Origin of the sequence: Streptomyces sp. NPDC014764 (assembly GCF_043082785.1) — a bacterium.
GTDB classification, from domain to species: domain Bacteria; phylum Actinomycetota; class Actinomycetes; order Streptomycetales; family Streptomycetaceae; genus Streptomyces; species Streptomyces althioticus.
Genome location: NZ_JBIBXY010000002.1, coordinates 491,770 through 511,851, shown reverse-complemented (window position 1 = coordinate 511,851; position 20,082 = coordinate 491,770). Strand labels below are relative to the sequence as shown.

At 74.4% G+C, this 20,082-nt stretch carries 20 protein-coding genes; 9 read left to right on the top strand and 11 right to left on the bottom strand.

Features of this window, described 5'->3' with window-relative positions; all coding sequences use genetic code 11:
* Positions 1 to 9 precede the first annotated feature (9 nt).
* Positions 10 to 375, top strand: coding sequence for a gas vesicle protein GvpJ (gene gvpJ, locus ACF1AG_RS07410; protein ID WP_359606495.1), 366 nt, complete (start codon positions 10 to 12; stop codon positions 373 to 375).
* Positions 376 to 449: 74 nt separating this feature from the next.
* On the opposite strand, the gene ACF1AG_RS07405 is transcribed toward gvpJ, so the two are convergent.
* From ACF1AG_RS07405 to zapE, 6 genes are all read right to left on the bottom strand, one after another.
* A complete protein-coding gene (locus ACF1AG_RS07405) occupies positions 450 to 641 on the bottom strand; it encodes a hypothetical protein (protein ID WP_387795454.1) in 192 nt (63 codons plus the stop codon).
* Between the two features lie 18 nt (positions 642 to 659).
* On the bottom strand, positions 660 to 1,502 hold the full coding sequence (locus tag ACF1AG_RS07400) for a polysaccharide deacetylase family protein (RefSeq protein WP_387795452.1): 843 nt from the start codon (positions 1,500 to 1,502) through the stop codon (positions 660 to 662).
* 139 nt (positions 1,503 to 1,641) lie between these two features.
* On the bottom strand, positions 1,642 to 3,168 hold the full coding sequence (locus ACF1AG_RS07395) for an FAD-dependent oxidoreductase (protein ID WP_391809455.1): 1,527 nt from the start codon (positions 3,166 to 3,168) through the stop codon (positions 1,642 to 1,644).
* Between the two features lie 105 nt (positions 3,169 to 3,273).
* Positions 3,274 to 4,671, bottom strand: a complete 1,398-nt coding sequence (locus tag ACF1AG_RS07390) for a PhoX family protein (protein WP_391809454.1) — start codon at positions 4,669 to 4,671, stop codon at positions 3,274 to 3,276.
* 189 nt (positions 4,672 to 4,860) lie between these two features.
* Entirely contained in the window at positions 4,861 to 6,315 is a 1,455-nt protein-coding gene (locus ACF1AG_RS07385; protein ID WP_391809453.1) for a SulP family inorganic anion transporter, read from the bottom strand.
* 572 nt (positions 6,316 to 6,887) lie between these two features.
* Entirely contained in the window at positions 6,888 to 8,027 is a 1,140-nt protein-coding gene (zapE, locus tag ACF1AG_RS07380) for a cell division protein ZapE (RefSeq protein WP_391809452.1), read from the bottom strand.
* Between zapE and ACF1AG_RS07375 the strand changes: the two genes are divergently transcribed.
* The 4 genes from ACF1AG_RS07375 to msrB all read left to right on the top strand — a co-directional run bounded on the left by ACF1AG_RS07375 (position 8,026) and on the right by msrB (position 11,416).
* A complete protein-coding gene (locus ACF1AG_RS07375) occupies positions 8,026 to 8,820 on the top strand; it encodes a pyrimidine reductase family protein (RefSeq protein ID WP_391809451.1) in 795 nt (264 codons plus the stop codon). The genes zapE and ACF1AG_RS07375 overlap by 2 nt on opposite strands.
* Positions 8,821 to 9,068: 248 nt before the next feature.
* The gene (locus tag ACF1AG_RS07370; protein ID WP_048455565.1) at positions 9,069 to 9,524 is read left to right on the top strand and encodes a hypothetical protein; all 456 of its coding nucleotides are present in this window, start codon (positions 9,069 to 9,071) and stop codon (positions 9,522 to 9,524) included.
* Between the two features lie 81 nt (positions 9,525 to 9,605).
* Entirely contained in the window at positions 9,606 to 10,994 is a 1,389-nt protein-coding gene (gene murC, locus ACF1AG_RS07365; RefSeq protein WP_359751311.1) for a UDP-N-acetylmuramate--L-alanine ligase, read from the top strand.
* Positions 10,995 to 11,008: 14 nt separating this feature from the next.
* Positions 11,009 to 11,416 carry a peptide-methionine (R)-S-oxide reductase MsrB gene (gene msrB, locus ACF1AG_RS07360; protein WP_359606905.1) on the top strand — a complete coding sequence of 136 codons (408 nt, stop codon included), beginning with the start codon at positions 11,009 to 11,011 and terminating at the stop codon, positions 11,414 to 11,416.
* 21 nt (positions 11,417 to 11,437) lie between these two features.
* Here msrB and ACF1AG_RS07355 read toward each other — a convergent pair whose 3' ends face one another.
* A complete protein-coding gene (locus tag ACF1AG_RS07355; protein WP_391809450.1) occupies positions 11,438 to 12,814 on the bottom strand; it encodes a hypothetical protein in 1,377 nt (458 codons plus the stop codon).
* A 115-nt stretch (positions 12,815 to 12,929) separates the two neighbouring features.
* On the opposite strand from ACF1AG_RS07355, the gene ACF1AG_RS07350 reads away from it, so the two are divergent.
* Together ACF1AG_RS07350 and ACF1AG_RS07345 are read left to right on the top strand one after the other, a co-directional pair.
* Positions 12,930 to 14,192: a molybdopterin-dependent oxidoreductase gene (locus ACF1AG_RS07350; RefSeq protein WP_387795443.1), complete on the top strand. Its 1,263-nt coding sequence runs from the start codon at positions 12,930 to 12,932 to the stop codon at positions 14,190 to 14,192.
* A gap of 11 nt (positions 14,193 to 14,203) precedes the next feature.
* Positions 14,204 to 14,656, top strand: coding sequence for a hypothetical protein (locus ACF1AG_RS07345; protein WP_359606899.1), 453 nt, complete (start codon positions 14,204 to 14,206; stop codon positions 14,654 to 14,656).
* A 197-nt stretch (positions 14,657 to 14,853) separates the two neighbouring features.
* On the opposite strand, the gene ACF1AG_RS07340 is transcribed toward ACF1AG_RS07345, so the two are convergent.
* Genes ACF1AG_RS07340 through ACF1AG_RS07330 form a run of 3 tightly spaced genes read right to left on the bottom strand, consistent with a single transcriptional unit; the run spans position 14,854 to position 16,933 of the window.
* Positions 14,854 to 15,585 (bottom strand): class I SAM-dependent methyltransferase, encoded by a 732-nt coding sequence (locus tag ACF1AG_RS07340; RefSeq protein ID WP_391809449.1) that lies wholly within the window; start codon positions 15,583 to 15,585, stop codon positions 14,854 to 14,856.
* Complete coding sequence (locus tag ACF1AG_RS07335; RefSeq protein WP_359607956.1) at positions 15,582 to 16,202, bottom strand: DUF2064 domain-containing protein; 621 nt, start codon at positions 16,200 to 16,202, stop codon at positions 15,582 to 15,584. The genes ACF1AG_RS07340 and ACF1AG_RS07335 overlap by 4 nt, the downstream gene beginning before the upstream one ends.
* Positions 16,199 to 16,933: a glycosyltransferase family 2 protein gene (locus tag ACF1AG_RS07330; protein WP_391809448.1), complete on the bottom strand. Its 735-nt coding sequence runs from the start codon at positions 16,931 to 16,933 to the stop codon at positions 16,199 to 16,201. The genes ACF1AG_RS07335 and ACF1AG_RS07330 overlap by 4 nt, the downstream gene beginning before the upstream one ends.
* Before the next feature lie 105 nt (positions 16,934 to 17,038).
* On the opposite strand from ACF1AG_RS07330, the gene ACF1AG_RS07325 reads away from it, so the two are divergent.
* Together ACF1AG_RS07325 and ACF1AG_RS07320 are read left to right on the top strand one after the other, a co-directional pair.
* Positions 17,039 to 17,779, top strand: coding sequence for a response regulator transcription factor (locus ACF1AG_RS07325; RefSeq protein ID WP_359751322.1), 741 nt, complete (start codon positions 17,039 to 17,041; stop codon positions 17,777 to 17,779).
* Between the two features lie 7 nt (positions 17,780 to 17,786).
* Positions 17,787 to 18,896, top strand: coding sequence for a sensor histidine kinase (locus ACF1AG_RS07320; RefSeq protein ID WP_391809447.1), 1,110 nt, complete (start codon positions 17,787 to 17,789; stop codon positions 18,894 to 18,896).
* Between the two features lie 150 nt (positions 18,897 to 19,046).
* On the opposite strand, the gene ACF1AG_RS07315 is transcribed toward ACF1AG_RS07320, so the two are convergent.
* On the bottom strand, positions 19,047 to 20,036 hold the full coding sequence (locus ACF1AG_RS07315; RefSeq protein ID WP_359605901.1) for an NAD-dependent epimerase/dehydratase family protein: 990 nt from the start codon (positions 20,034 to 20,036) through the stop codon (positions 19,047 to 19,049).
* Between the last annotated feature and the right edge of the window lie 46 nt (positions 20,037 to 20,082).

Below are 20,082 nucleotides of genomic sequence, written 5' to 3'. Positions count from 1 at the left end.
TGGTGCGCGATGACTCAGGCGGTGCCGCAGCGTGGCGGAGGAGGCTCCAGCGGTCTCTACGACGTACTGGAGCTGATCCTCGACCGAGGGCTGGTGATCGACGCGTTCGTGCGGGTGTCGCTGGTCGGGATCGAGATACTCAAGATCGACATTCGCATCGTGGTGGCGAGCGTCGACACCTACCTTCGTTTCGCCGAGGCGTGCAACCGGCTGGACCTGGAGTCGGGTCCGCGTAAGCCCGCAGGGCTGACCGAACTCCCCGACAAGATGCGCGAGTCCGGCTCCAAGGGCGCGACCAGGGGGATCCTGGCCGGCGCCGCGGAGACGTTGTCCGAGGCGTTCCAGTCGGCGCGTGCGGAACCCGGGCGGCGGTAGCGAAGGGCACCTCCTGGCCGTGTTCCTGCCGTGAGCCGGACCCTGCCCGGTCAGCCGGTCAGCCGGTCAGCCGGTCAGCCGGAGCAGGAGGTGCGCTCCGCCTCGCGCCATTCGCAGACCGGGCACAGTGTGATGCCCTTGCAGGACTCCGGGTACTCCGTGGGCTCCTGGCACTGGACGCACGCCGCGTAGGGCGGACCGTCCGCCTTCGGCGGGCGGTCCGTGCCCACGAGGCAGTAGTCGCGGTCGGTCACGTCGTCGCTCATGTCTCCAGCGTAGGACGGTCAGCCGCGTCCGTTCACCGCGCCGATCAGCTCGGACACCTTGACGAAGCGGTAGCCCTGGCGGCGCAGCTCCGGGACGATCTTCCGTACCGCCTCCTCCGTCGTCGGGGCGGCGCTGCGGGTGCAGTGCAGGACCACCACCGAGCCGGGCCGCACCCCGTCCAGCACCTGGCGGGCCACCGCGTCCGGGTCGGTGGCGAAGGCGTCGCCGCCGACGACGTCCCACTGCACGGCCGTGACGCCGGCCGGGGTGAGCGCCTTGAGGGCCTGCCGGTCGTAACAGCCGCCCGGGAAGCGGAAGTACGGCATCGGAGCGGGCACGCCCACCGTGCGGAACGCCTGGTACGCCCGCTCCACGTCGGCCCGCATCCGCTCCCCGGGCACCGTGGGCAGGCCGTAGCAGTCGCCGGTGAAGGCGTAGTGGCTGTACGAGTGGTTGGCGACCTCGAAGAGCGGGTCGCGGCCGATGGCGCGGGCCTGGTCCGGGTACTCCTCGGCCCACCGGCCCGTCATGAACACCGTCGCCGGCACCTTCAGCGTCCGGAGCGTCCCGATCAGCCGCGGGTGGTCGAAGCGCTCGCCCGCCGCGGCCCTCGGCCCCTGGTCGGCGGTCATGTCGGCGTCGAAGGTGAGGGCGACGGTCCGTCCGGCGTCCCGGGGGCCGTGTTCGAAGACCGGGGTGAGACCCGCGGGGCCCGCGGCGAGCGTGGGCGGCGCCGACGGGGCGGCGGGGGAGGGTGCGGGGGCGGGAGGGCGCGCGGCGGGACCTGCGGAGGAGCCGCAGGCGGTGAGGGCGGCGGCGAGGACAGAGACGGCGATAACACGACGTGAAAGTGTGATCACCGTATGACAGTAGGGTGGCGGTCGGCGGTGGCCGTCACGGCTCGGGCGGGGACGTCGGCACGCTCACCCGGTCGGAGGGGGCTCGTGCCGGCCCGGCCCGCCCCTCCGGCCCGGCCTGCCCCTCCGGCGCGGGGCGGGCTCAGATGTCCCGCCGCTCCAGCGGCTTGGTCGCCGGCCCTTGCACGACGTTCCCCTCCGTGTCGAAACGGGACCCGTGGCACGGGCACTCCCACGCGCGCTCGGCCGCGTTGAAGTCGACCAGGCACCCCATGTGGGTGCAGCGGGCGGACACCGCGTGCAGGGCGCCGTCGTCGTCCCGGTACACCGCGAGCCGTCCGCTCTCCGTGCGCACCACCGCCCCCTCGCCCGGCGGCAGCGCCTCCACCGGGGGCGACGGGCGCAGCCGGTCCCCGACGAAGTGCCCGGCGACCTGTGCCTGATGCTTGAGGAAGGCAGGCGCCTCCCGCACGGCCGAGGCCAGGCGCCGCGGGTCGTAAAGCCCCGCCCACGCGCACTCCCCGCCCGTGATCCGCGCGGCGAGCAGCCGTCCCGCCATCATGCCGCCGCTCATGCCCCAGCCGCCGAAGCCGGTGGCCACGTAGGTGTGCTCGGCGCCCTGGTGCAGCGGCCCGACCAGCGGCACCGTGTCGGTGGGGTCGTTGTCCTGCGTGGCCCAGAAGTGCGTCAGCTCCACACCGGGGAAGTGCCGGCGCGCCCACTGCGCCAGCCGGTCGAAGCGGGCGCGGGTGTCGCCGGTGCCCGGCGTGAAGTGCTCGCCGGTGACCACCAGCAGCCGGCGGGACGCGTCGTCGCCGTAGGGCGCGGTGCGCACCGAGCGGGAGCCGCCGTAGGGGGTGATGTACATGCCCTCCGGGTCCAGCTCCGCCGGCACCGGTCCCGCGACGACCAGCTCACGGCGCGGGGAGAGGCGGGTGAACAGCAGCGCGCGGTCGAACACCGGGTAGTGCGTGGCGACCACGACGTCCCGGGCCGTCACGAACGCCCCGGTCGACGTCGACAGCCGGCACGGCTCGCCCTCCTCCAGGCCCAGCACGGCGGTGTCCTCGTACAGGCGGCCGCCGTGCGCCTCGATGTCGTCGGCGAGCGCCAGCAGGTACTTGCGCGGATGGAACTGCGCCTGCCCCGGCACCTCCACCGCGCCCGCCACCGGGAACGGCAGCCCCGTCTCCGTCACGAACGACGCGGGCAGACCCGCCTCCCGCGCGGCCCGCGCCTCCGCGCGCACCTCCTCCACCCGGTCCGCTTCCGTCACGTACGTGTACGAGCCGCGCCGCTCCCACTCGCACTCGACGCCCAGCTCCTCCACCACCCCGGCGGTCCGCTCGATCGCCTCCGCCTGCGACCGGGCGTACAGCCGTGCGCCCTCGCTGCCGCGGGTGCGGCGCAGCTTGTCGTAGACCAGCGAGTGCAGCGCGGTGACCTTGGCCGTGGTGTGCCCGGTGACGCCCGCCGCGAGCCGGTCCGCCTCCAGCACCGCCACGCTGCGCCCCGCCCGGGCCAGCTCCCACGCGGTGCACAGACCGGCGATGCCGCCGCCGATCACCGCCACGTCGACGTCGAGGCTGTCGGCCAGGGCGGGGCGGCGCTCCCCGCCGGGCGCGGTGTTCAGCCAGTACGAGTCACCCGAGTGCTGCTTCTGCGTCATGCGGGGACGGGTACCCCGCCGCGGGGGCTTCACGGCGGCGTCTGCGGGCGCGGTGAGGGCGGGGCGTGTGCCGCACCCGCCCTCACCGCCTCCGTACCTCCGGTGCTATCGGCGCCAGGGGCCGGTCACGGCGAACGTCGTGCCCGGGTCGTAGACGTTGACGTACATCGTGCGGCCGTCCGGGGAGAAGGTGACGCCCGCGAACTCGCCCCACTCCGGTTCCTCGGCCGTCCCCGTGTTCTGGCGGTTGCGGGCCATCGGGTAGACCTCGCCGCGCCGGGTGACGCCGTAGACGTGCTGGGCGCCGCCGCCGTCCTCGCACACCATCAGACCGCCGCTGGGCGCGAGGCAGATGTTGTCCGGGGACTCGCCGGGCAGCTGGATGTCGGTGTCCGGGCCGAAGACGATCACCAGGGTGAGGCGGCGCCGGTCCGGGTCGTAGCGCCAGATCTGGCCGTAGTGGTCGGCTGCCGAACCCTCCGAGGCGTGGGCGAAGGAGGACACGAAGTAGACGGAACGGCCGCCCCAGTAGCAGCCCTCCAGCTTCTGCGCGTGGGTGATGCCCTTCCGGCCGAAGTCCTGGAAGCGGATCGGGGTCTCGACGGCCAGCGGGTCCGGGACGTCGACCCACTCGATGTCGTCGAAACGGGCGCCGATCTCCTGGATGGACGACAGGTCCGGCACGCCGGGCACCCGCATCGCCTGGAGCCTGCCGCCCGCGCGCAGCGAACCGGTGCCGCCCAGCGGCTTCTTCGGCAGGAAGCGGTAGAACAGGCCGAAGGGGTGGTCGAAGGCGTCCTCCGTCTCGTAGACCACGCCCCGCTTCGGGTCCACCGCGATCGCCTCGTGCTGGAAGCGGCCCATCGCGGTCAGCGGCACTGCGCCCGTCCGCCGGGGGTCGGCGCCGTCGACCTCGAAGATGAAGCCGTGGTCCTTGGTGTAGCCGTTGGTGCCGGCCTTGTCCTCGGTCTCCTCGCAGGTCAGCCAGGTGTGCCACGGGGTGGGCCCGCCCGCGCAGTTGACGGCCGTGCCGGCGATCGCGACGCGCTCGTCGACCACGCGGCCGCGCCGGTCGAGGGTGAGCGCGGTACATCCGCCCTTGCCCTCCGGGTCGTACGTCAGGCCGTCGATCACCGGGACCGGGACTCTGCCGGTGTTGCGGTTCTCGTGGTTGCGGACCAGGTGGGTGCGGCCCTGCCGGCCGGCGAAGGCGGCCATGCCGTCGTGGTTGGAGGGGACGGGACCCTCGCCGGAGCGAAGCCGGTCGCCCTCCTTGGAGAGCACTTCGTAGCGGAAGCCCCTGGGCAGGTCGAGCATTCCGTCGGGGTCGGGGACGAGGTCGCCGTAGCCGTAGTGGCCGAGGTTCTGCGCGGCGGCGCTGTCGGTGAACAGTTCGGAGAGGGCGCCGGTGAAGGCGATGCCGACACCGACGGCGCCGGAACGGGCGAGCATCTGGCGTCGGGTGGTTGCCGTGGAGCCGTGGGGGGACCCGTTTTCTGACATGGGGAAACCTTCCTGCTGGCGGACAGGAACTGTGACCCCGCCGTGTCTATCACCTGCCGCCGATCCCGTGAACCACGCGAGCCGCACGTGTCCCGCGACCCGGGCCCGCCCGTACGGCCCCACGGGGTGTCCGGCACCCGGTGCCGCCGGGTGCCGGGGCAGGGCAGGTCCCGCCCCCCCCGGGGCGTCTCACCGCGTGGTCAGCCGCACCGGCGGTGTGTCCGTGCCGCTGTGGCGTTCCGCCCAGTGACTCAGTGCCGTGCTGCAGGCGTGGTCAAGGTGGTGAAGGGCCGTGAGGTCGAGTTCGACCGGGCGGTCCTGGGGGAGGGACTCCAGGGTGTCCAGGATCTTCGGCAGGCGGAGGAACGTCGCGTTGCCGGAGAGGTGCACCTGAACGGGGCCCGCGCCCTTGTCCGTCACCTCCAGCTTGACCTTCGACGACTCCCAGGCCGTCTTCACCACCGACAGGGCCAGCCCGATCAGCACGCCCTCGAACATGTTCACCGTGACGATCGACACGGCCGTGACGACGAGGATCAGCGCCTCGCCCCGCTGGCCGCGCCACAGCGTGACCAGCCCCCGGAACGGGATCAGCTTCCAGCCGGCGTGGATCAGGATGCCCGCCAGCGCGGGCAGCGGGATCAGCGCCAGCGCGGACGGCAGCAGCGCGGCGAACAGCAGCAGCCACACCCCGTGCAGCACCCGGGACGCCTTGGTCCTCGCGCCCGCCTGGACGTTGGCCGAGCTGCGCACGATGACCGCGGTCATGGGCAGCGCCCCGAGCAGCCCGCAGACCGTGTTGCCCGCGCCCTGTGCCATCAGCTCCCGGTTGTAGCGGGTGCGCGGACCGGTGTGCAGGCGGTCCACCGCCGCCGCGCTGAACAGGCTCTCCGCGGAGGCGATGAGGGTGAACGCGACGATCGTGCCGAGCACGCCCACGTCCGTGAGGACACCGAGGGTCTCGGCGCCGGGAGGCTGGACGGACTCGAACAACCCCCGCACCTCGACCGTGGCGACCGGCACGGCGAACGCCGCCGTGACCGCGGTCGCGAGCAGCACCGCGGCGAGCGCGCCCGGCACGGCCCCGGTCGGTCCGGGCAGCCGCCGCCACAGCACCATCACCACGACCGTGCCCGCGCCGACCGCCAGCGAGGCGAGCGCCTCCCGGCCGGCTAGGGCGTCCGCGGCGGCCCCGGGCAGCCCGAGGAGCTTCTCGACGCCCCCGGCGGGCGCCTCCAGCCCGGCGGCGGCGTAGAGCTGGCCGGCGATCAGGACCAGACCGATGCCGGCCAGCATGCCCTCGATCACGGACAACGACATCGCCCGGAACCAGCGGCCGAGCCGCAGCGCCCCCATGGCGAGCTGGAGCAGCCCGGCGGCGAGCACGATCACGCCGAGCGCGGGGAGCCCGTAGGAGTCCACGGCCTGGTAGACCAGCACGGTGAGCCCGGCCGCGGGGCCGGACACCTGGAGGCTGCTGCCCGGCAGCAGGCCGGTGACCAGACCGCCCACGATGCCGGTGACGAGACCGAGTTCGGCGGGGACCCCGGAGGCGACGGCGACGCCGACGCAGAGCGGGAGGGCGACGAGGAAGACGACGAGCGAGGCGGCGACGTCCTGCCGCAGATGGGGGAAGCGGTGCACGCGTGCCCTCACCGGGTCCGGCACGCGCGGCGGGCGTGGCGCTGGGCGACGGCGGGTGGCGGTACGGCGCCGGGGGCGTGGAGTCCGGAGGGTGTTCCGGCGCGGCGGGCGGACGGTTCGGGGCGCCGGCCGGACGAGCGGGGGTGGTCGGAAGGGCGGTGCATCTGTTCCTCCTGGCGCGTGTGGGGACGCGTCGGACGGGCACGACGAGGACCGGTCCCGCTGATCACTGGCCCGCGTTGTGACGGACCGTATACGCGGATACGACGTGAGGGGCGCGGGACGGGGTGGCCGAGGTAAAGCGACGGCAAGGCCCGGGGTGCGGCCGTCGGTCGCCCGACCTCGCAACACGCGTACCTGACAAGGTGGTTCGCACCCGGTGTCGCGGATCCGCGCAAGGTCAACGGTTGGTCAAGAACACGGTAACCCTGCGTGGCGGTTCGCACCGTCCCATCGGAGGGCCACGCCGCACTCAGCCCGAAAAGAACGCGTGGGATGGCGGGATCACTGCCGTGGCCGCCGATGGTCCGTTCGGGTGTCGAACGTCCGCGCGGCCGGGTGGTGCCGCCCGGTCAGACGGTGTCGGCGAGCTTCTCGGCGTCCCTGGCCAGAGCGGTGAGGCGGGAGATCGCGCGGAAGTACTTCTTGCGGTAGCCGCCCTTCAGCATCTCCTCGCTGAACAGCTGGTCGAACGGCAGACCCGACGCGAGCACCGGCACCTCACGGTCGTAGAGCCGGTCCGCGAGGACCACGAGCCGCAGCGCGGTCGACTGGTCCGGCACCGGCCGCACCCCGGTGAGGCACACCGCGCCGATGCCGTCGGTGAGAGCGCCGTAGCGGCTGGGGTGGACCCGGGCGAGGTGGTCCAGCAGGTCGGGGAAGGCGTCCAGCGACGCGCCCTCGGTGGCGTGGGCCACCCGGGTCACCAGGTCGTCGGAGTACGGCGGCGGCGCCTCGGGCAGGCCCCGGTGCCGGTAGTCCTCGCCGTCGATCCGCAGGGCGCGGAAGTGCGCCGACAGGCCCTGGATCTCGCGCAGGAAGTCGGCCGCCGCGAACCGGCCCTCGCCCAGCTTGCCCGGCAGCGTGTTGGAGGTGGCGGCGAGCGCGACGCCCGCCTCGACCAGCTTGCCGAGCAGGGTGGACACCAGCACGGTGTCGCCCGGGTCGTCCAGCTCGAACTCGTCGATGCACAGCAGCCGGTGCCCGGAGAGCGTCTTCACGGTCTGCTGGAAGCCGAGCGCGCCCACCAGGTTGGTCAGCTCCACGAACGTGCCGAACGCCTTGAGCGCCGGCTCGGCCGGGGTGGCGTGCCACAGGGAGGCCAGCAGGTGCGTCTTGCCGACGCCGTAGCCGCCGTCGAGGTAGACCCCGCGCGGCCCGGACGGGGCCTTCTTCGCCGCCTTGCCGAAACCGAACAGCCGGCGCCGGCCCGAGTCCCCGCCCGGCTTCCCGCCGAGCCCCGCCGCGAAGCCCTCGAGGACGCGCACGGCCTCGGTCTGGCTCGGCTGGTTCGGGTCGGGGATGTAGGTGCCGAAGCGGACGGCGTCGAACCGCGGCGGCGGCACCATCTCGGCGACGAGCCGGTCCGCGGGGACGTGCGGCTCGCGGGAGCACAGCGAGAACGGGGTCACGTCGGCTATGGGACCGGGACGGGAGGCTGCGGAGGACGACACGGTCCCCCATCGTACGGGGCGTGGAAGACTGCCTGACATGCGACGCCTGTTCCCCGTGACCGACGTGACCGATGAGACGGCAGCCGCCGAGGGGGCGGCCGGCCGGGAGTGGAGCCTGGCCGAGCTGGCCGCCGCCTACGCCTACCCGGAGCCCGGTCCCGAGGGGCCCGCGCACTGGCTGCGCGGCAACATGGTCTCCACCCTCGACGGCGCCGCCCAGCACGAGGGCCGCTCGCAGCCCGTCTCCTGCCCGGCCGACATGCGGGTCTTCGGCGTGCTGCGGGCCCTCGCGGACGCGGTCGTGGTCGGTGCGGAAACGGTACGGCAGGAGGGCTACCGCCCGGCCCGCGCCCGCGCCGAGTTCGCCGCGGCCCGCGAGGCCGCGGGGCAGGGCCCGGCGCCGGCGATCGCGGTGGTCTCGGCGAGCCTGGACCTCGACTTCTCCCTGCCCCTGTTCACCTCGCCGCTGGTGCCCACCCTGGTGCTCACCGGCGCCGGCGCCGATCCGGAGCGCGTGGCCGCCGCCGGGAAGGCGGGCGCCCGCGTGGTCGTCGCCGGGGAGGGCGCCGGGGTGGACCCCGGCCGGGCCGTGCCCGCACTCGCCGAGCTGGGACACACCCGCCTGCTGACGGAGGGCGGGCCCCGGCTGCTCGGTCAGCTGATCGCCGCCGACGTGCTGGACGAGCTCTGCCTCACCGTCTCGCCGATGCTCACCGCGGGTGACGCTCAGCGCATCGCCGGTGGACCCTCAGTGACACTTCCCCGACGGTTCACGCTGTCGTCGGTGTTGGAGGAGGACGGGTTCCTGTTCACGCGCTACCGGCGGGCCTGACCGGCCCGGCCGCAGGCGCCACCGACGGAGGGAGGACGACCGGTACGACGACCGAAGCCGCCGCCGGTCCGGCGATCGGCGGAACCGTCCGCCCGTCCCGCGCGGTGACGGGCGAGACTGAATCCGGCCGTACTCGCGCCCGCACGGGGAAGGATGATCTCCGCGGGGGCCTGGCTCGGCCCACGGAGCAGCGAGGGCCAGCGGGCCCTCCGAGGAGTAAGGGGCGCCTGGTGTTCACAAGCGTACTGATGATCGAGAAAGCCCTGACGTCCGCCGACGTGGAGTTCGTCACCACCCTGCACGGGGACGAGCCGGTCGCCTTCCACGTCCTGCTCCAGCCACGCGGGGAACAGGCCGACCGGCTGCTGAGAGCGATCGACGACGTCGCCCTGGGCGAGCTCGACGAGGCCGTCCGCGAGGGCGAGACCCCCGAGGGCGACGAGGCCCGGAGCATGGGGGAGCGCGCGCTCGAGGTGTCCCTGAAGGCGCTGCGCACGACCGGCGACACCGCTGAGGGCCGTCTCGTCGAGGACCACCCGCTGGACGCGCTGAAGAAGCTCGTCGAAGAGGTGCACGCGGACGAGGTGATCGTCCTGACCGACCCGCACTACGTGGAGGAGTTCTTCCACCGCGACTGGGCCTCCCGGGCCCGCCACAAGGTGGGGGTGCCGGTGCTGAAACTCTTCTCCCACAGCAAGGCATAGGCTGGGGCCGCGCTCTCCCGGCTCGGCACGCGAGGGCGCGAAGACCGTCGTCCCGCTCGTCGCACCACTGGGAGAACACGCATGGCACCCGGCCTTCCTACCGCCATGGACCGACCGCACTTCATCGGCATCGGCGGCGCCGGGATGTCGGGCATCGCCAAGATCCTCGCCCAGCGGGGCGCCGCGGTGGCCGGGAGCGACGCCAAGGACTCGGCCACCGCCGAGGCGCTGCGCGGCCTGGGCGCCACCGTGCACATCGGCCACGCCGCCGGGCACCTCGCCGACGACGCCAGCTGCGTGGTGGTCTCCTCCGCGATCCGCGAGGACAACCCCGAGCTGCTGCGCGCCGCCGAGCTGGGCGTCCCCGTGGTGCACCGCTCCGACGCCCTCGCCGCCCTGATGGACGGCCTGCGCCCGATCGCGGTGGCCGGGACCCACGGCAAGACCACCACCACCTCCATGCTGGCGGTCGCCCTCACCGAGCTGGGCCGCGAGCCGTCGTACGCCATCGGCGGCGACCTCGACGCCCCCGGCTCCAACGCACTGCACGGCGCGGGCGAGATCTTCGTCGCCGAGGCCGACGAGTCCGACCGCAGCTTCCACAAGTACGCGCCCGAGGTCGCGATCATCCTCAACGTGGAGCTGGACCACCACGCGAACTACGCGTCGATGGAGGAGATCCACGAGTCCTTCGAGACGTTCGTCGGCCGGATCGTCCCCGGCGGCACCCTGGTGATCTCCGCGGACCACGAGGGCGCCCGCGAGCTGACCCGCCGCCTGGACGGCTCGGTGCGGACCGTGACGTACGGCGAGTCCGCGGACGCCGACGTGAAGGTGCTGTCGGTCGTCCCGCAGGGGCTGAAGAGCGAGGTGACCGTCGAGCTGGACGGCGCCCCGCTCACCTTCACCGTGTCGGTCCCCGGCAGGCACTACGCGCACAACGCGGTCGCCGCCCTCGCCGCCGGGGTCGCGCTGGGCGTGCCGGCCGCCGAGCTGGCCCCCGCACTGGCCGCGTACACCGGCGTCAAGCGCCGCCTGCAGCTCAAGGGCGAGGCGGCCGGCGTCCAGGTGATCGACTCCTACGCGCACCACCCCACCGAGATGACCGCGGACCTGGAGGCGATGCGCTCCGCCGCCGGGGACGCCCGCATCCTCGTCGTCTTCCAGCCCCACCTCTTCTCCCGCACCCGCGAGCTGGGCAAGGAGATGGGCCAGGCCCTCGCCCTCGCCGACGCCTCGCTGGTGCTCGACATCTACCCGGCCCGTGAGGACCCGATCCCCGGCGTCACCAGCGAGCTGATCATCGAGGCGGCCCGCTCGGCCGGAGCGGACGTGACGGCCGTCCACGACGCGGCGGAGATCCCCGCGGCGGTCGCGGGAATGGCGAAGGCCGGCGATCTGGTTCTCACCATGGGAGCGGGCGACGTCACCGACCTCGGCCCGCGCATCCTGGACCGTCTGTCGAACTAAGGGGCTGGAACCTCATGCCGTACGACGTGGAGAAGCCGGACGAGCAGTGGCGCGCGGAGCTGTCGCCGTCCGAGTACGCGGTTCTGCGCCAGGCGGCGACCGAACCGGCCTTCACCGGTGAGTACACCGACACCAAGACCGAGGGCGTCTACGCCTGCCGTGCCTGCGGCGCCGAGCTGTTCACCTCCGACACCAAGTTCGAGTCGCACTGCGGCTGGCCGTCGTTCTTCGACCCGAAGGACACCGACGCCGTCGAGCTGGTCGCCGACCGCTCGCACGGCATGGTGCGCACCGAGGTGCGCTGTGCCCGCTGCGGCTCGCACCTCGGGCACGTCTTCGAGGGCGAGGGCTACCCGACGCCCACGGACCAGCGGTACTGCATCAACAGCATCTCGCTGAAGCTGCGTCCCGCCGGGTCCTGACCCCTGGCCGGGGCCCGCTCCTCACCACCCGGTCAGCACCAGATGGTTGAGGAGCAGGGCCAGGGCCGCCTGCCCGGCGAGCCAGCCGCGCGGACCGGGCAGAAAGGAACAGGCCGGCAGCAGCCACAGGGCGAACGGCAGCCAGATCCGCTCCGTCTCCGCCTTGCTCATCCCGGACAGGTCCGCGACCAGCAGAGCCAGCAGCGCGGACCCCACCAGCAGCGCGAGCCGGGCCGCCGGATCCCGGAGGACGGCCGCACGGCCGGTTCTCCACAGCTCCGCGCCGCCCCGGCGCAGCCCCGCCACCGTCGCGGGGCCCACCATCAGCACCGTGCACGCCAGGTTCGCCCACACCCAGTAGCCGTACGGGCGGACACCGCCCGCGCCCTGGTAGTAGCGGGTCACCAGCAGCCGGTACGCCTCCCACCAGTCGAAGCCGAGCGCCGTGAACACAACCGGCGCCACCAGGAACCCGGCGGCCGCGTACAGCAGCGGCCGCAGCCGCAGCGTGCCCAGCAGCAGGACGGCGGCGGCGGTCACCGCGATCAGGGTGAGCCCGTACGACAGGTACACCGTCAGTCCGAACAGCAGCCCGGCGCCGAGGCCCGTCCAGACCGGGCGGCGGCCGGTGACGGCGAGGGACAGCAGGGCGAGCGCCCACGCGGCGACCGCCGCGAACCAGCCGTCGGCGGAGGTGCCCGCCCAGATCGCGGCGGGGGCGAGGACGAGGAAGGGCGCCGCCCGGCGGGCGAGGTCCTCGCCCGCCAGCCGCCGCACGGTGACCAGGACGGCGACGGCCGCCGTGGTGCCGGCCGTGACGACGAACGCCCCGGCCCACGCGCCACCGCCCAGACCGATCCGGTCCAGCAGCACGAAGGTGAGGGTGGCGCCCGGCGGGTGTCCCGCCACGTGCGCCGGCCAGTTGTCGGGGGCGCCGATGAGGATGTGCGCGTGGAAGTCCCGCAGGGTCGCCGGGATGTCGTGGAACCGGTCGATCACCTGGAGGTACTCGTGGCGGGTGGTCAGCCGTCCGGCGACGCCCCGCTGCCAGCCGTCGACCAGGGCCAGCGACCATGTCCAGGCGAGCGCCCCGCCCCACACGGCGAGCAGCAGCGGCCGCCAACGCAGCCGGGAGGCGAGCGAAGGACCGTACGCCACGACCGTCACGGCGACCACGATCGCGGCCGGGGTGCCCGGGCCGACGTGCGGCATCCAGCCGCCCACGATCGGCGGCCAGCCGACACGCAGGGTGCCGTAGCGGTTCTGCAGATGCGTGCCGACCAGGGCGGCGGTCAGGACCAGCGCCGCGGCGACGGCGACGGCGTACCCGTCGCGCCGCGACCCGCGGGCGCGGACGGCCGGGCCGGGGAGACCGGTGCGGGAAGGAGTGCGCTTCACGACGTCACACGCTAGGCCCCCCGGCCTGCGGCAAGCGGCTGACGAGCGGCGACGTCAGCGTTTCGTCATCGGTTGCGGGCCCCTTACGGGCGCCGCGCCGACCTACCGTCGGCACATGGCACGGTCTTCCCTCCCCGGCCGCCTCCCGCGCGGCCCCTTCTCGCCCGACTTCTGGCGCAGTCCGCTGCGCGGCACGTGGTTCACCTCGGTGCTCGGCGTGGTGCTGCTCGCCGGCATCACGATCCTGTTCGTGACGGGCCTGGTGTCGTACGCGGCGTACAACCCGGATCTGTCGCCGGTGAACGACCGCACCCCCGGCAAGGGGATCCTCGGCTTCTACCTGTTCTCCTGGCCCACCGACCCGCCGTGGCTCTACCGGCTCACCCAGGGTGTCCACGTCACCCTCGGCCTGGGGCTCGTGCCGGTGCTGCTGGCCAAGCTGTGGTCGGTCGTGCCGAAGCTGTTCACCCTGCCGCCGGCCCGCTCCGTCACCCACGCCCTGGAACGGATCTCGCTGATCCTGCTGGTCGGCGGCGCGCTGTTCCAGTTCGTCACCGGCATCCTCAACATCCAGCTGGACTACATCTTCCCGGGCTCGTTCTACCCCCTGCACTTCTACGGCGCGTGGGTGTTCTTCGGCGCGTTCCTCGCGCACGTGGTGCTCAAGTCGCCGGCCGCCTTCCGCAACCTGCGGCGCATGCGGAGTGGGGAGGGCGAGGAGCCGGACGAGGAGCTGACCGCGGCGCGACCCGCCCCGCCGACCGTGTCCCGGCGGGGGGCGCTCGGCCTGGTCGGCGGGGGCTCGCTGCTGCTCGTCGCGACCTCCGCCGGTCGCAGCTTCGACGGGCCGCTGCGCCAGACCGCCGTCCTCACCCCGCACGGCGGCCCCGAACCGGGCAGCGGCCCCGGCGCCTTCCAGGTCAACAAGACGGCCGAGTACGCCGGGATCCGCCCCGACGAGACCACCGAGGAGGCCTGGCGGCTGACCGTCACCGGCCGCACCGGCACCGTACGGCTGAGCAGGGCCGACCTGCTCGCCATGGACCAGCACGACGCCGATCTGCCCATCGCCTGCGTCGAGGGCTGGTCCACCTCCGACCAGGCGTGGCGGGGCGTACGGCTGCGGGACCTCGCCGCGCTGGTGGGCCACGACGAACCGGCCGACGTGTTCGTGGAGTCGCTGCAGCTGCGCGGCACCTGGCGGCACGCCGCGCTGAGCGCCGGTCAGGTCGCCGACGGGCGTTCCCTGCTGGCCCTGGCCGTCAACGGCGCGGACCTGACCCCGGACCACGGCTATCCGGCCCGCGTCATCGTCCCGGCCGCGCCCGGCGTGCTCAACACCAAGTGGGTCACGCGCCTGACCTTCGGCGAACTGTGAGGAGAGGTTCCGTGGCCAAGCGGATCCCCCGGCCCGTGCCGGGCAGCCCTTTCCACCTGCTGGTGCTGCTGTGCTCGTTCGCCCTGTGCGCGTACGCGGGCGTGCGGCTGCTCGACGGCGACTGGCTGATGATCACCGTGTGGTTCGTGGGCGCGGCGCTGATCCACGACCTGGTGCTGCTGCCGCTGTACGCGGCGGCCGACCGAGCCCTGATCACCGTCACGGCCGGACGCGCGGCCTGGGTGAACCACGTCCGCGTCCCGGCCGCCCTCTCCGGACTGCTGCTGCTCGTCTGGTTCCCGCTGATCTCCGGCCGGGTGGCGGAGCGGTACGCGGCCGTCACCGCCCTCTCCGCCGACGGCTTCGCGGCCCGCTGGCTGCTGATCACGGCGGCGCTGTTCGGCGGTTCGGCGGTGCTGTTCGCGATGCGGGCGGGGAGGCGGCGGCCGGAGACGGGGGAATGAGGGGACAGAGGCGTCAGGCGGGGGCGGGCGGCACGGTGGGGCCCGCCCGCCCCCGCCCCGCGCCCCCGCCCCGCGCCCCCGCCCCGCGCCCCCGCCCCGCGCCCCCGCCCCGTGCGGACGACGTGCGGGGCGGGTCCAGCGGTCCCGCGTACGCCGGAGGGCGGGCCGCGGTGAACGGCCCGCCCTCCGACCGCCGGTCAGTCGGCGCTACCTGTCGCGGGCGCCCGAAGGGCGACGAAGGTGCGGCCGTCCGTGGACCACCGGTCCGCCGCGCGCCACCCGCACTCCCGCGCGCAGCGCAGCAGCGCCGGGGTGCCGAGGCGGGCCCAGGGGAAGGGGACGCCGGGGGTGTCGTGGGGGCCGGTGACCCGCACGGTGACGCGTTCGTCGACGTCCGGGTACGGGACCGTCTCGGCGAGCAGCAGCCCGCCCGCCGTCAGCACCCCCGCCATCCGGTGCAGCAGCGCGGCCGGGTCGCCCCCGATGCCGATGTTGCCGTCCATCAGCAGCGCCGTGCCCCAGCGTCCGGTGCCGGGCAGCGGCTCGAACACCGAGGCCCGCAGCGCCCGTCCGCCGCGCCGGACGGTGTGCGCCACCGCCGCGTCGCTGACGTCGATGCCGAGCGCCCGGCGCCCCTGCGCGCCGAGCGCGGCCACCAGCCGGCCGGGTCCGCAGCCCACGTCCAGCACCGCGCCCTCGCAACGCCCCAGCACGTCGAGGTCGGCCGGGTCCGGCTCCGCGCACCAGCGTTCCACGTCCAGCGGCAGCAGCCAGCCGTCGGTGCGGCGCAGGAACAGCGGGCCCCGCCCGGCGTGCAGCGCGTCGGCGTAAGGGTCGGCCGACCAGGCGGGGTCGGCGGCCGGGAGCGGACGGGCGGAGGTGCGCTGGGGGCCGAGCGGGGGCGTGGCCGTCGCGCGTGCCCCGTTCACCGGCGGGCCCCCGTCAGCAGGGCCAGCCGCGCGGCGAACCGTCCGTCAGGCGCCGCGTCCGCGACGGCTGCGGCGTCCTGAGCCGTGTCCACGTCCCGCAGCGGCGGCAGGTCCCGTACCCGCAGCCCGTCCAGCCGCCGCCGCTGGGCGGCACCCGTGTGGGGCGTCGACATGGGCACCCCGCGCAGCAGGTCCGGGTCGGGGTCGGCCAGGCCCAGCGCCCAGAAGCCGCCGTCCGCGGCCGGGCCGAACCAGGCGTCGCAGTCCGCGAAGTCCACCGTCAGCAGCTCCGGCGTCACCTGCGGGGTGTCCATGCCGACGAGCAGGGCGGGCCCGTCGCACCCGGCGAACGCGTCGGCCAGCCGCTCGTCGAGGCCGCCCGGGCACTGCGGCACGACCTCGACACCGGCCGGCAGCCACGCCCCCGGCGTCCCGTCCAGCACCAGCACCCGGCGTCGCGCGGGCGTGCGCGCCACCGCGTCGAGGGTGTCGGCGAGCGCGGCCTCCGCGAGCGCCGCCGCCTCCTCCGGGGTGAACGGCGGGGTCAGCCTGGTCTTCACCCGGCCCGGCCGCGGCTCCTTCGCGATGACCAGCAGCGTCACCTCCGGCGCCGTCACGGCGTCACCCCCTCGCGCGCGGGCGGCTCCTGGAGCACCCGGCTCATGTCCCGTACGGCCTGGTAGGTGCCGCGCCAGGTGCCGGTCACCTTGGAGGCGCCGGTGCGCGGGGTGTACGGCACGTCGTGCTCGGTGATCCGCCACCCGGCGTCGGCGGCGCGCACCACCATCTCCAGCGGGTAGCCGCTGCGCCGGTCGGTCAGGTCCAGCGCGAACAGTTCCTCGCGCCGGGCCGCCCGCAGCGGGCCCAGGTCGCGCAGCCGCAGTCCGGTACGGCGGCGCAGCAGCAGGGAGAGGGCCGCGTTGCCCGCGCGGGCGTGCGGCGGCCAGGCGCCCCGCCCCTGCGGGCGGCGCCGGCCCAGCACCAGGTCGGCGGCGCCCGAGCGGATCTCGTCGACGAACGGCACCAGGTCCGACGGGTCCAGCGAGGCGTCGCAGTCGCAGAAGCAGACGATCTCGGCCGTGGCGGCGGTCAGACCGGCGTGGCAGGCGGCGCCGAAGCCGCGCCGCGCCTCGCGCACGACCGTGGCGCCGAGCTCGCGGGCGACGCGGTCGGAGCCGTCGGTGGAGCCGTTGTCGACGACGAGTGCCCGCCAGCCGGGCGGGATCCGGCGCAGCACCCACGGCAACGCCGCGGCCTCGTCGAGACACGGCAGGACGACGTCCACGGACGGGGCAGGCCCGTCCGGCGGTGGTTCCGGGGAAGAGGGGGAGGTGGTCACGGCTCTCACCCTACGAACGCGAAACGGGCATACCGGGCATCGGCTTCTTACGAAACTCGGACGTCGGCCCCCGCCCCGGCCGGTTCGCGCGCGCGGAGTGCGAGGCTGGACCGCATGGAGCAGCCACCCACCGGCGGCGGGGCCGGAGCCCGGGTCCTCGTCGTCGACGACGACCCCACCGTCGCCGAGATCGTCACGGGCTACCTCGACCGTGCCGGGTACGTCGTCGACCGGGCCGGCGACGGCCCCGACGCCCTCGCCCGCGCCGCCGCCCACCGGCCCGACCTGGTCGTGCTGGACCTCATGCTGCCCGGCATGGACGGCCTCGAGGTGTGCCGCAGGATGCGCGGGCAGGGGCCGGTGCCGGTCATCATGCTCACCGCGCGCGGTGACGAGGACGACCGGATCCTGGGCCTGGAGGTCGGGGCCGACGACTACGTCACCAAGCCCTTCAGCCCGCGTGAGCTGGTGCTGCGGGTGGGCTCGGTGCTGCGGCGCGTGCGGCCGGCAGCGGACCCGTCCGGCGACGGCTCCGGCCCCGGTGTGCTGCGGGCCGCCGGCCTCACCGTTGATCCGGAGGCCCGGAGAGCCGTGAAGAACGGCGTGGAACTTGCTCTGACCGTGCGGGAGTTCGACCTGCTCGCGTTCTTCCTCGCCCACCCCGGGCGGGCGTTCGCGCGGGAGGAGCTGATGCGGGACGTGTGGGGCTGGGACTTCGGCGACCTGTCCACCGTGACCGTCCACGTACGGCGGCTGCGCGGCAAGGTCGAGGACGACCCGGCGCGGCCCCGGCTCATCCGCACCGTGTGGGGCGTCGGCTACCGCTTCGACCCCACGACGACCGAGGAGGCGTGAGGAGCCGGTGCGCGACGCTCTGCTCATCGCCCTGTTCGCGTTCCTCGGCGCCACCACGGCCGGGGTGCTCGGCGCGGGCGTCCTGCTGCTGATCCGCCGGCGGTCGCTGACCGCGCACATGGCGGTCGTCGCCGCCGTCGCGGTCTCGGCGATGCTGGCGGGGACGCTGGCCGTCGCCCGCGCGATGTTCCTGTCACCGCACGATCTGAGCGTGGTGACGACCGTCGTGGCCATGGCCGCGGTCGTCTCGCTCGTCACCGCGTTGCTGCTGGGGCGGTGGGTCGTCGCCCGGAGCCGTGAACTCGCCCTGGCCGCCCGGTCGTTCGGGGACGGCGGGAACTTCGCCGCTCCGGACGGGCCGGCTACCGCCGAGTTCGCCGCACTGAGCCGGGAGCTGGAGGCCACGAGTGCGAAGCTCGCGGAGTCCCGGAACCGGGAACGGGCCCTGGAGTCCTCGCGGCGTGAGCTCGTCGCCTGGATCTCGCACGACCTGCGGACCCCGCTCGCCGGGCTGCGCGCCATGGCCGAGGCGCTGGAGGACGGGGTGGCCGCCGAGCCCGACCGCTACCTCCGGCAGATCCGCACGGAGGTGGAGCGGCTCAACGAGATGGTCGGGGACCTCTTCGAGCTGTCCCGCATCCACGCGGGGGCGCTGTCGCTGTCACCGGCGCGGATGAGTGTGTACGACCTCGTCGGTGACGCCCTCGCGGGCGCGGATCCGCTCGCGCGCGAGCACGGGGTTCGGCTCGTCGGGGACGGGGTGGAGCCTGTGCCGGTGGAGGTGGACGGGCGGGAGATGAGCCGGGTGCTGGGGAATCTGCTGGTGAACGCGATTCGGCGGACGCCGGCGGACGGGACGGTGGCCGTGTCCGCGCGGCGGGCGGGGGAGGGGGTGGTGCTGTCCGTCACGGACGGGTGCGGGGGGATTCCCGAGGAGGATCTGCCCAGGGTGTTCGACACGGGGTGGCGGGGGAGCGATGCGAGGACGCCTCCGGCGGGGGCGGGGTTGGGGCTGGCCATTGTGCGGGGGATCGTGGAGGCGCATCGGGGGAGGGCGGATGTGCGGAATGTCGACGGGGGGTGTCGGTTCGAGGTGACGTTGCCTCTGGCGGGGTGAGGGGTTGTTTTTTCGGGGGGTCGGGGTTGTGGTTCACCGCGGGTCGGTGGGGGTTGAGTGCGCAGTTCCCCGCGCCCCTGGGGGGGTGGGGGTTGGGGTTGTGGGTTATCCGCGGGCCGGTGGGGGTTGAGTGCGCAGTTCCCCGCGCCCCTACGGGGCGCTTGCGAATTCCCTCATTCCTTCCTCGAAGGTGATGTCCGGCTTCCAGCCGAGGTCCGCCCGCAGGCGGGTGGAGTCCGCCGTGATGTGGCGGACGTCGCCCAGACGGTAGTCGCCGGTGACGACGGGGGACGGGCCGCCGTGGGCGTCGGCCAGGGCCTGGGCCATCTCGCCGACCGTGTGCGGTGTGCCGCTGCCCGTGTTGTACGGGGTGAGGGCGCCGACGGGCGGGTCCGCCTCCAGGGCTGCCACGTTGGCCGAGGCCACGTCCCGGACGTGGACGAAGTCCCGCCGCTGGTTGCCGTCCTCGAAGACGCGCGGAGCCTCGCCGCGGGCCAGGGCGGAGCGGAAGAAGGACGCGACCCCGGCGTACGGGGTGTCCCGGGGCATGCCCGGCCCGTACACGTTGTGGTAGCGCAGCGACACCGCCGAGCCGCCCGTCGCGCGCGCCCACGCCGCGGCCAGGTGTTCCTGCGCCAGCTTGGTCGTGGCGTACACGTTGCGCGGGTCGGCGGGGGCGTCCTCGGCGACCGGTCCCGGGGCGAGGGCGGCCCCGCACACCGGGCACGGGGGTTCGAAGCGTCCGGCCGCCAGATCCTTCTCGGCGCGCGGGCCCGGCCGTACGACGCCGTGCTCGGGACACTCGTAGCGGCCCTCGCCGTACACCACCATCGACCCCGCCAGCACCAGCCGCCGTACGCCCGCGTCGGCCATCGCGGTCAGCAGGACGGCCGTGCCGAGGTCGTTGCGGGAGACGTACTCGGGGGCGTCGGCGAAGCCGGTGCCGAGGCCGACCATGGCCGCCTGGTGGCAGACCGCGTCCACGCCGTGGAGGGCGGCCCGCACCGCGTCCGGCGCGCGGACGTCCGCCGCCGGGTCGGTGCGGACGTCGAGGACGACGGGTTCGTGCCCGCGCGTCCGCAGCGCCGTGACGACATGGGATCCGATGAAACCGGCACCGCCGGTGACCAGCACACGCATGACGTCACGCTAAGCCCCTGACCGCGCCTGGAGCGGCCGCGCGACC

Coding starts and splice junctions, on each gene's coding strand:
- gvpJ (WP_359606495.1), top strand. CDS start 10: ATGACTCAGGCGGTGCCGCAGCGTGGCGGAGGAGGCTCCAGCGGTCTC.
- ACF1AG_RS07405 (WP_387795454.1), bottom strand. CDS start 641: ATGAGCGACGACGTGACCGACCGCGACTACTGCCTCGTGGGCACGGAC.
- ACF1AG_RS07395 (WP_391809455.1), bottom strand. CDS start 3,168: ATGACGCAGAAGCAGCACTCGGGTGACTCGTACTGGCTGAACACCGCG.
- ACF1AG_RS07390 (WP_391809454.1), bottom strand. CDS start 4,671: ATGTCAGAAAACGGGTCCCCCCACGGCTCCACGGCAACCACCCGACGC.
- ACF1AG_RS07375 (WP_391809451.1), top strand. CDS start 8,026: ATGCGACGCCTGTTCCCCGTGACCGACGTGACCGATGAGACGGCAGCC.
- zapE (WP_391809452.1), bottom strand. CDS start 8,027: ATGTCAGGCAGTCTTCCACGCCCCGTACGATGGGGGACCGTGTCGTCC.
- ACF1AG_RS07370 (WP_048455565.1), top strand. CDS start 9,069: ATGATCGAGAAAGCCCTGACGTCCGCCGACGTGGAGTTCGTCACCACC.
- murC (WP_359751311.1), top strand. CDS start 9,606: ATGGCACCCGGCCTTCCTACCGCCATGGACCGACCGCACTTCATCGGC.
- msrB (WP_359606905.1), top strand. CDS start 11,009: ATGCCGTACGACGTGGAGAAGCCGGACGAGCAGTGGCGCGCGGAGCTG.
- ACF1AG_RS07350 (WP_387795443.1), top strand. CDS start 12,930: ATGGCACGGTCTTCCCTCCCCGGCCGCCTCCCGCGCGGCCCCTTCTCG.
- ACF1AG_RS07325 (WP_359751322.1), top strand. CDS start 17,039: ATGGAGCAGCCACCCACCGGCGGCGGGGCCGGAGCCCGGGTCCTCGTC.
- ACF1AG_RS07315 (WP_359605901.1), bottom strand. CDS start 20,036: ATGCGTGTGCTGGTCACCGGCGGTGCCGGTTTCATCGGATCCCATGTC.